General features: G+C 66.9%; 4 protein-coding genes and 1 pseudogene. 3 read left to right on the top strand and 2 right to left on the bottom strand.

Annotated elements, in window-relative coordinates:
• Positions 1-521 precede the first annotated feature (521 nt).
• Positions 522-947 carry a cold-shock protein gene (locus AC08OX_RS15055; protein ID WP_011436383.1) on the top strand — a complete coding sequence of 142 codons (426 nt, stop codon included), beginning with the start codon at positions 522-524 and terminating at the stop codon, positions 945-947.
• 223 nt (positions 948-1170) lie between these two features.
• Positions 1171-1425: pseudogene (locus AC08OX_RS15050) on the top strand (recombinase family protein); the annotation flags it as partial.
• A 103-nt stretch (positions 1426-1528) separates the two neighbouring features.
• On the opposite strand, the gene AC08OX_RS15045 reads toward AC08OX_RS15050, so the two are convergent.
• Positions 1529-2359, bottom strand: coding sequence for a PhzF family phenazine biosynthesis protein (locus AC08OX_RS15045; protein ID WP_023841251.1), 831 nt, complete (start codon positions 2357-2359; stop codon positions 1529-1531).
• 149 nt (positions 2360-2508) lie between these two features.
• Here AC08OX_RS15045 and AC08OX_RS15040 point away from each other — a divergent pair, with 149 nt between their 5' ends.
• Positions 2509-3060 (top strand): DUF1003 domain-containing protein, encoded by a 552-nt coding sequence (locus AC08OX_RS15040; protein WP_476608388.1) that lies wholly within the window; start codon positions 2509-2511, stop codon positions 3058-3060.
• A 90-nt stretch (positions 3061-3150) separates the two neighbouring features.
• Here AC08OX_RS15040 and AC08OX_RS15035 read toward each other — a convergent pair whose 3' ends face one another.
• Positions 3151-4353, bottom strand: a complete 1203-nt coding sequence (locus AC08OX_RS15035) for a cytochrome P450 (RefSeq protein ID WP_476608387.1) — start codon at positions 4351-4353, stop codon at positions 3151-3153.
• Positions 4354-4708 lie beyond the last annotated feature (355 nt).

The raw sequence follows: 4708 nt of genomic DNA, 5'->3' as shown, positions 1-4708 counted from the left end.
GGGTGGAATGGTGAGGTGCATGCCTGTCGGCCTCTCGGTGGCGGGCCGGGGCTCAGGGAGTGACCGGCTGGCGCGCCGCGGGCGTCCGGCGGAATGCGGAGAGGACGTCCTCCGGACGCTCGGAGACGGGCGTCGGCGGCTCGGGATGGCGACGATCATGGTCGGGTGGCCGGGAACGGTCTGTACGTGAACATGGTTGTAAGCGTAGACCTCTCGCCCGGCGATGTCGAACACGCGTTCGTTTCTGTGGTCGCGGCTCCGTCTTGGGGGTGTGGTCGTAATCGTGAAAGGATGACCCGTCGTTCCGCGTTGAACGTTGGTCTCAACCGAGGTAGCGTAGGCGGGTATTGGCGCGGTTGTTTCCGTCGAGGGCGAGGGTGGAGGCATCAGGCTTGCGGTCGGTTGGGGCTGTGGTGGTATGCTTCACTCTTAAGTCGTCCGCCCAACCGCCACGTGGCGGTTGGGCAGACGAAGTGGCGGTGGATAATCGTATGGTCTTTCGGGTGTTGTTGAGGTGAGTCGTGAGTACAGGTAAGGTTCTTCGCTTCGACCATGTTCGGGGTTACGGTTTCATAGCTCCCAGTGACGGTGGAGACGATATTTTCCTACATGCCAACGATCTTCTTGTTGAGAAGAATCTCGTCATCCCTGGGGCCGTCATGGAGTTCGAGATCGAGGAGGGCGAGCGTGGGCTGAAGGCCAGTGCGGCCCGCATCCTCAGGTCCGCGCCCGCGGCTTCGGGTCTGGCCGCTCCGGCGCCGACGAGGGGAACCGTCCACGCGGACGATTCCGACGCTCTCTGCGACGTCCTGCCGGTCGGGGAGTTCACCCAGGAAATCACCGAACTGTTGCTCCGGATCGACCCGACCCTGACGGGGACGCAGATAGTTCGGATCAGAAGCGAGCTGATGGGCGTGGCCGAGAAGTACGGTTGGATCGAGAGCTGACGCGTATCCGGGCGTCTTTCTCACGTCCGGCTCTCCCTTCCCCGGACGTGGGAGGGCCTCGGAGGCCTCGGGGCGGGAGGATAAGGATCCCCCGGGGCGGTCCAGCGGAGTCGGGCAGGTGCCGTCGTTCAGCGTCCCGCGCGGCGGCGGTTCTTCCTGCCGAGGTGTCAACTGCCGCGTATCAGCGCTTAATAATGTACTTTGGCAGGCTATAGTGGGCCATGCCCTGCTACGCGGCCCGCAGGTAGCCACGATCGTTGTCGAGTATCGCGTCCGGTTCGGCGTCGAGTATGTCGACGCCGACCTTGCCGCGTCCGGCCGCCGGCTGCTGGTCGTCGACCCCGCCGGGGTGGATGACGATCTGGTCGGGGACGTGACCGAGATCCTGACGTCGCTGTGTTTCCGGCTGTATGGTCGGGAGGCCGCCGCGGACCGGGTCCGGCGCGCGGTCGCAGCCGCCGTCGAGGAAAGCCCGTGAGGGTCCTCCAGGCGTATCGGGTTCGCTCTTGACCCGGAACGACGCCCAGCTCGCCGACCTGCGCCGGTATGCCAGCGCAGGTCGGTTCGTTTGCAAACGGAACCTACAGCTCGACGAAGCCGGACACGCAGGTGATCGTGTCGCCGCCGATCCAGACCGTGCCGTCCGCATCAGCGGAGATGTGCACCCGTCCGGTCCGGTGGAGCAGTGTTCCCTGGCTCACCGTGTAGGGTGCGCTCGCTCGCCCGGTCCGGAGCAGCCATTGGGCGACGGACGCGTTGAGGCTTCCGGTTACCGGATCCTCCCTCGTCGTGCCGTTCACGGGGAAGAAGGCCCGAACTTCGAACGTCTCGGTCGACTCGGGCGGATACGGGCCGAGCACGCCGAGATGCAGGTCGACGATGCCCGGTTGCAACGCGAGGACCGCCTCGGCGCTGTCGAGTAGAACAGCAATCCATCCCGGCCCGTTATCCGCCCACTCGGCGGCCACGATGTCATCGCGGGCGATGCCCAGCGCCGTGCCGATGCGCTGGACGAGGGCCTCCTTAACCGGCCCCGAGCGTCGCAGCGGGGGTGCGGCGAACGCGAGTCCGTCCGCGGTCCGCCGGACGGGAACGAGCCCGGCACCACACTCCTGAACGACCACATCGCCCCGTTCGGCCGGAGGCCGGGTGGTCAGCCAGGCGTGGCAGGTACCCAGCGTGGGATGCCCTGCGAAGGCCAGCTCGGCACCGGGTGTGAAGATCCGGACCCGGTAGTCGGCGTCCGATGAGGTGGGCGGCAGGATGAAGGTGGTCTCCGAGAGGTTCGTCCACCGGGCGAACCGCTGCATCTCCTCCGGGTCGAGTCCCGATCCGTCGAGCACGACGGCTACCGGATTGCCCTGATACGGGGATCTTGAGAAGACATCGATCTGTTGGAAGGGACGCGGCATCGGCCCAGTGTCCCGCGGGCCGCCGGCTGACCGCGCGGATGCGGGTGAGGAATTCCTGGATTCCGATCGCCAGGCGGCTGGAGGCGATGGAGCGTCACCAGGAGCGGGCCGGCGCGGGAACGCATCCGGGTGCATATCAGCATGAAGGCATGAGTTCCTCCGCCGACACCCATGGCCGACCCCGTCACGCCGAAGCGGGTGGCCGCCGGCATCCGCGTATTTCCAACGAGCGGATCGCCTTCGCCCGGATGCGCACCTCGCAGGACCGCGGGGCGGATCTGATCACCTCCTTCGCGGGATCGCTGCCCTTCGTCTACCTGCATGCGGTCTGGTTCGGCGGCTGGATCCTGTTGAACGAGGGCGTGTTCGGCGAGGGCGCCGTCTTCGACCGCTACCCGTTCGGCCTCCTGACGATGATCGTCAGCTTGGAGGCGATCTTCCTATCGACGTTCGTGATGGTCAGCCAGAACCGTGAGGCCGCCCGGCAGAACCTCCGTGCCGAACTCGACTTCGAGACCAACCTGCGATCCGAGGTGTGGTCGGTCCACATCGGGCGGGCGCTCGGGCTTGACCCCGACGAGGTGGAACGGGACGTCCAGGAGCTCGTCGCGCACGCCCGCGCGGAGATCCGTAACGGCCAGGCCCAGCCGATGGGTCCGGGAGTGATGGGTCCGGGAGTGATGGATCCGGGAGTGTCGTGACGCCTCAGGTGCATCGTCGGCGACGACGCGAATCCGGTGCCTGCTGCCCGGCGCCGGGCGCGTGGGGCCGGGTCAACCGAGCGTGACGATTCAGTCGAGCGTGACGACGAGGCCGCGCAGCTCGTAGGCCGCGATCTCGTCCCGGAGGGTGACCTGGGGTGGGCTGGCCATGTGCAGGCCGTCGAGCATGAACAGCTTGTGCAGGAAGATGTCGGTTTCGTGGATGGCGACGTGTGCGCCGGGGCATTTGTGGGGGCCGTCGCCGAAGCTCAGCCCCGCCGGACTCACGCCGTCGCCGATCGGGCGGGCGGGGCGGACTGTGTACGGGTCGGCGCCGATGGCCTGCGTGTCGATGTTGGTGCTGCTCACCGCGATGTCGATCTGGGCGCCGGCTGGGATCGTTAGCGGGCCGTGCGGGCCCGGTAGCTGGATGTCGGCCGTCGTGCGCCGTTTGAGCGTGGAGATGACCGGTTCCAAGCGCAGGAACTCGTGCAGGATCGCGATCCGTTCGGTCTGGTCAGCGTCGTGGTAACGGGCGCGCAGTGCGTCGTCGGTGAACAGGTGCCAGGCTGCGACGTTGATGAACTCCCGGGTGGTGATCATTCCTGCGGGTGCGAAGGTGACGCACTCGGCGAAGATTTCGGCATTGGTGCAGCCTTGGTCGATCATGTGTGAGATGAGGTCATCCGTGCGTCGCCGACGGCGGGTGCGTACCGCGGGGCGCACGTCGGCGAGGTAGAAGGCGATGGCGTGGCGGTTCTGCCGGATGAACTGCCTGATGCCGCGGATGCTGGTGACATTCGGCGGTCCGAGGTCTCCCTGGGCGAACCGTTCCAGGCGGGCGGCCATGCCGGGGCGGCTGTTGGTGAGGCCGATCACCGCGGCGGCGACCTCGACGGCGAGGGCGAAGCTGAGCTCGGACAGGTCGACGCTCCGCTCGCGGCACAACCGGTCGATCTGCTCGTCGGCGACGCGGTGCATCAGCTCGCGGTAGTGTTCGTCGACCCTGCGTAGAGTGAAGAATCGTGCGGTCAGCCGGCGGCGTTCCCGGTGCTCGGGGCCGTCGCTGTGCAGCACCGGCCGACGGATCCGCTTGGGAATCGCCTTAGATGCGTCGATACCGAGGCCGGCCTGCTTGGTTTCCAAGCTGCGCAGCACCGCCTGCCCGGCGGCGTACCCGCTGATCCGCCATACGCCGTCGGCGCCCTGTACGATCGGGCATCCGCCGTTCGGGTCTTCGCGGTCGATCTTGCGTGCCGACGTCCCGACGTCGGTCACCACGGGATCCGCCATGGATTCTCCTTCCCAGGGCATTCCGGAAACCGGCCGGGGCGCGGCTTCAGGGCCGTCATGACTGACCGGTGCGGCGATGGAGTGCTGCTGATGCCTATCGAATCGTTGGTGGATGCGAGGGAAAGCCGCCGCCCCTGCGGCTGGCTTGTTCGGGTAACGGCTCGATGCGGAGCCGGGTGGCATCGGAGGAAGCCGTCGGCCGGACGCCTGAAACCTCTTGCAACCGCTTGTGAGCCGGCAATGGTGCAGGGCTGCGCGAAGGTCGCGTGGTGTGACGGTCTGTTGCGTTAAGTGGCTATGAATTGGAGTGTCCGGCGGCGGTCTCCGGCGATGTGTTCGAGGGTTTCCTTGACTT

The sequence above is a fragment of the Frankia sp. CoBUL1 genome, assembly GCF_978021245.1.
Note: the sequence above shows the minus strand (reverse complement) of the source record. Positions and strands in the feature narration are given on the sequence as shown.

Coding starts and splice junctions, on each gene's coding strand:
- AC08OX_RS15045 (WP_023841251.1), bottom strand. CDS start 2,359: ATGCCGCGTCCCTTCCAACAGATCGATGTCTTCTCAAGATCCCCGTAT.
- AC08OX_RS15040 (WP_476608388.1), top strand. CDS start 2,509: ATGAGTTCCTCCGCCGACACCCATGGCCGACCCCGTCACGCCGAAGCG.
- AC08OX_RS15035 (WP_476608387.1), bottom strand. CDS start 4,353: ATGGCGGATCCCGTGGTGACCGACGTCGGGACGTCGGCACGCAAGATC.